The organism is Marisediminitalea sp. (assembly GCF_984433645.1).
This window is the reverse complement of the sequence record NZ_CFIDRX010000252.1, coordinates 1-4,546: the sequence shown is the minus strand read 5'-3', so window position 1 is coordinate 4,546 and position 4,546 is coordinate 1. Positions and strand designations below refer to the sequence as shown.

The following is a 4,546-nucleotide window of genomic DNA, read 5'->3' as shown; positions in this document are numbered from 1 at the left end:
AGGTGGGGTTCACACCCCCGTTGCTCTGGCAGAGCTCCCGCTGATTCATGAACACAAATTCTTGTATCTCGGCCCTTGGGCGGCGGGCACCAGTATTATCGACAACGAGTATTCGCCCAGCTTTGTTTTTCGCATTTCTGTTCGCGACGCAGAAGCCGCCAAAGTGATGCTGCGCCATGCAGCGTCACGCGGTATAACCCGGATCGCGTTAGCATTGGAGCGCACTGGCTGGGGCCGCTCTAACCTAGCGTCTCTGGAGCAACACAGTCAGGCTTATGGCATTACCATCACCACGGTGCAATGGGTTAACTGGCGGCAGGAGTCCTTTCAACAGGAAATGGATGCAATAATGGAAAGCGAAGCAGAGGCATTATTTTTGGTGGTTAATGCACCTGAGGGAGTGATGATTGCCAATACCATGCTGCAACAAAGTACGCCCATCCCCATGATCTCGCACTGGGGCATTGCTGGCGGCGATTTTGTGGCCAAACTGGGGCTTGCCACGTTGAATAAGTTAGACTTTGCGGTTTTACAAACCTTCAGTTTTGAACGTAACCCCGATGGTGCAGTTGAACGACGCGTATTTAATGCTTATCGCGAACGGTTTGACGCTCATGCTCAACCAGATAGTATTCTGGGTGTCGTAGGGCTGGCCCATGCTTATGATTTAGTTCATATTCTGGCAAAAGCCACAGAACAGGCCGGCTCGCTGAATTCAGACGAAATACGCATGGCGTTGGAAAAAATGACAGAACACAAGGGTTTGATAAAACACTATGCGCCGCCGTTTAGTCCTACTCGCCACGATGCGCTGTTTGCCGATGACTACTTTATGTCATACTACAACGCGCTTGGACATTTAGTGCCTTTTACCGAGGATAATTGATGCCGCGTTTGCCATCGCTCAGGCAATATCTTCAACGCATAATGCTGCCCAAGCTGGCGGCCATTCTGGTGGTATTCACAATACTGATTTTTTCAACGGTATTTTTCACCGCGAACCGCCACATAGCAGAAGTACACCAAGGTTACCTTGACGACCTGACCGACAGTATTGAGCGAAGCATTGATTTAACCCGCACCGAACTGTCGAATATCGCAAACAACGACTTACTGGTTAACGGGCTAATCGACGTAGAATACCAACAGTATTATCTGCCTCTGTTTATTCAGTCCCTGCAAATTACCGGAGATCGCAACTTAAGTCTGGCGTTGTTCAATTTCTCGGGTGAGCGGTTGTTGTTTAAAAACTGGGACGAGCGGGTCCCTAAGCACTACCTGAAAGCCTGGCAACAGCAAGTACTCAGTGATGCAGACACCTATACCTCGGTAAATGATGACGGCGTATTTATTGCCGCCCCTGTTATGATAAACGGCATGGCCGAGGGTGCGCTGGCACTGTATGTCGACTCATTGCACTGGGTAGTAAGTGATCGCCCGAACGTGGCTACGCAGCTTGTGATTGGCGAAGAAGGAAAGGTGTTGTATTCCAGTCGTCCCAAGCAGTTTCCGGTCGGCACGGAATTCGATACCCTGGATTTAGATGCACAGTACATTGCCAATACAAAGTGGGAAAACTTTCGTCTGGTTAGCTTCGAGCCGGTTATAGATGCCTACAACAACATCTTCTGGCTCATTCCCATCCTGGCACTTGCGGTAGTCTCAATTATCTTAACCAGTCTTTATAGCGTCAGAGCCGCCGCGAACTTGTCTTCACTGACTTTGCAACGTCTACACGAAAACCTCGAACACCAAATCGACAATACTCAGGGCAACAGCGAGATCCGCCAGGAGCCTACCCTGGAAATGTCGCAAATACGCCACGCCTTCGAACAACTCATCGACAGCGTTAACGACCTGTCACTGTCGAACAACCGGTTCAGCAACATCATTAACTCGATGGAAGAGATGTTAATGGTCGTCAATAACGATAATCAGCGACTGCTGTCTAACTCGGCGTTCACCCACTTTCTGGAGCATTATCAGCAATCACTGGATGACATTATTGAAAACGTGCTTCACCTGGCAATACGTACCGACAAGAAACTACAACTGAGCTACCAAAAACCGTCTGGTGAAACCTTGCACGTTAGCTGGAATGCCAGCCCTATGCTAAACACTGAGGGCGAATTCATTGGGCATATTCTAGTAGGCGAGAACATTACCCAGCGGGTTATTCTGGAAAAAGACGTGCTTATTCGCACCCGGGCAATGAACGAAGCGACAGTGAGTATAGTCATTTCCGACGTTACTCAGCCCGACAACCCGCTTATTTACGTAAACAGCGCATTTGAAAAACTTACGGGTTACCGGAAGGCCGAAGTAATTGGCAAGAACTGTCGATTGCTGCAAGGCCCGAATACTAACCCGGAGCACATTCAGCAAATATCAGAAGCGCTCCAAGCCGGAAAAGGCGTAGAAATTACCCTGCTTAACTACCGCAAAGACGGTTCTGAGTTTTACAATCAACTCACGCTGTCACCAATTCAGCAGCGCGATGGCTCGGTCTCACACTTCATCGGTATTCAGCAGGATGTGACACTGCAGGAACAAACATCCCGCTATTTGGAAGAAGCTAAACTTCGGGCCGAGGAGTCTACCCAGCTCAAATCCCGTTTCCTGGCCAGTATGAGCCACGAAATTCGCACGCCCATTAATGGTATCTATGGCATGTTGGGCCTGTTGAACAACGGTAACCTGGATGAAGCACAACAAAACTATGTGCGCATGGCACGCCAGAGTACCAAAGACCTGTTGCACATTATCAACGATATTTTAGATTTCTCGAAAATTGAAGCTGGCAAATTGCTGGTAGAACGGCATGATTTCAACTTGGAGGCATTGCTAAACGAAACCATTGAGCATTATGCGTTTGAAGGTGAGTCCAAAGGGATCCCGGTTGAATTACATTGTTCATTGAGCGAAACATGGGTCAGTGGTGATACTGTCCGCATTCGTCAGATCATCAGCAACTTGCTGAGCAATGCGGTGAAGTTTACCAGCGAAGGAAAAGTCTCAGTCAACGTATCGATAGAACGCGCCGACGATCACTATCGCTTTGATTGTGAAGTATCCGATACCGGTGTAGGCATCGATGCGAGCAAACTCGACAATATCTTTTCCCTGTTTAGCCAGGAAGATGAATCTACGACCCGTCAGTTTGGTGGTACCGGACTGGGACTGGCCATCAGTAAACAATTGATACAACTGATGGGCGGCGATATTGAGGTCAGCAGCAAGAAAGGCCAGGGCAGTAAATTTAAGTTTCACATACTGCTGTATCCGCCGCTGGAAGCCAGGATACAAACAACCGCAAGCAGTGAAACTGATGCCGTCGAGTCATTTGCCAAGAGCAACAGCAAGCCACTGATTTTGTTAGTAGAAGACAATAACATTAACCAGGTAGTGGCTCGTGAACACCTGAGCGACTGCCGGGTTATGGTAACGACCAACGGCCAACAAGCTCTGGAAGCACTGCAAGGCGCGAAAGCCCATTTCGACCTGATCCTGATGGACTGTCAGATGCCTGTAATGGATGGCTATGAAGCAACCCGCCGGATCCGCGCCGGTGAAGCCGGAGAGCGTTACCAGCAAACCCCCATCATTGCCCTGACCGCCAATGCCATGAAAGGTGACCGTGATACCTGTATTGCCGCAGGCATGAACGACTACATCAGTAAACCGTTTAACGAATCAGAATTGCGTCAGAAAGTGTGGCAGTGGTTTCACATTGCCCACGCTGAATAATCCTGGTGACAGCTGGATCTGGTGTCTGGCACAGACCTGTGTAACACTGAGAGTGATCTAAATCATCCCATTGCCGTTAACGGTATTCTTTTATATATTTTTTCACACTGAGATTATGGACGCATCGCTCAATAAGGTAACTGATACTTCAACCCGGCATTTCCGCTTCTTCGACTTTATGTTGGCCGCTACCTGCATTTTAATTGTCTGCTCTAACATCATAGGTGCGGGCAAGGTTGCAGAAATAGCAGGCTTTACATTCGGTGCCGGGGTCATTTTCTTCCCACTGTCTTATGTATTAGGCGATGTGCTTACCGAAGTGTACGGCTACCAACGCGCGCGCCGGGCAATTTGGGCGGGATTCTTCGCAGCAGCATTTGCCGCTTTTATGGCTTGGTTTATTACCGAGATGCCACCTGCGTCAGGATGGAATTCGGATGTCGGCGGTATCACGCGTCAGGACAGCTTTGCAATGAATTTTGGCCAGGCCCCGCGTATTGTGCTGGCGTCAGTACTGGCTATCTGGCTGGGCGAGTTTGCCAATGCCTTTGTAATGGCAAAAATGAAAGTCATGTCCAAAGGCAAAGCACTCTATCAACGCACCATTGGTTCAACCATTGTCGGTCAGGCTGTAGATTCAGCGGTGTTTTACCCCATCGCGTTTTGGGGTATCTGGACACCAGAGCTTATTCTTACCGTAATGCTCACCAATTACGCGTTAAAAGTATTGTGGGAAGTGCTGCTCACGCCGGTCACTTACAAAGTCATAGCGGTATTAAAACGTGCCGAAGGGGTAGAT

At 49.0% G+C, this 4,546-nt stretch carries 3 protein-coding genes; all 3 read left to right on the top strand.

All coding sequences use genetic code 11. From position 1 onward, the window contains the following. Positions 1-886 (top strand): ABC transporter substrate-binding protein (locus tag AC4MRN_RS19705; RefSeq protein ID WP_491204273.1); only part of this gene is annotated, 886 nt, incomplete at its 5' end. After that, on the top strand, positions 886-3,747 hold the full coding sequence (locus AC4MRN_RS19700) for a hybrid sensor histidine kinase/response regulator (protein ID WP_491204272.1): 2,862 nt from the start codon (positions 886-888) through the stop codon (positions 3,745-3,747). The genes AC4MRN_RS19705 and AC4MRN_RS19700, both read left to right, overlap by 1 nt. Positions 3,748-3,862: 115 nt before the next feature. Next, positions 3,863-4,546 (top strand): queuosine precursor transporter (locus AC4MRN_RS19695; protein WP_491204271.1); only part of this gene is annotated, 684 nt, incomplete at its 3' end.

Excerpts from the sequence above, each read along its gene's own strand:
- AC4MRN_RS19700 (WP_491204272.1), top strand. The coding sequence starts at position 886 with ATGCCGCGTTTGCCATCGCTCAGGCAATATCTTCAACGCATAATGCTG.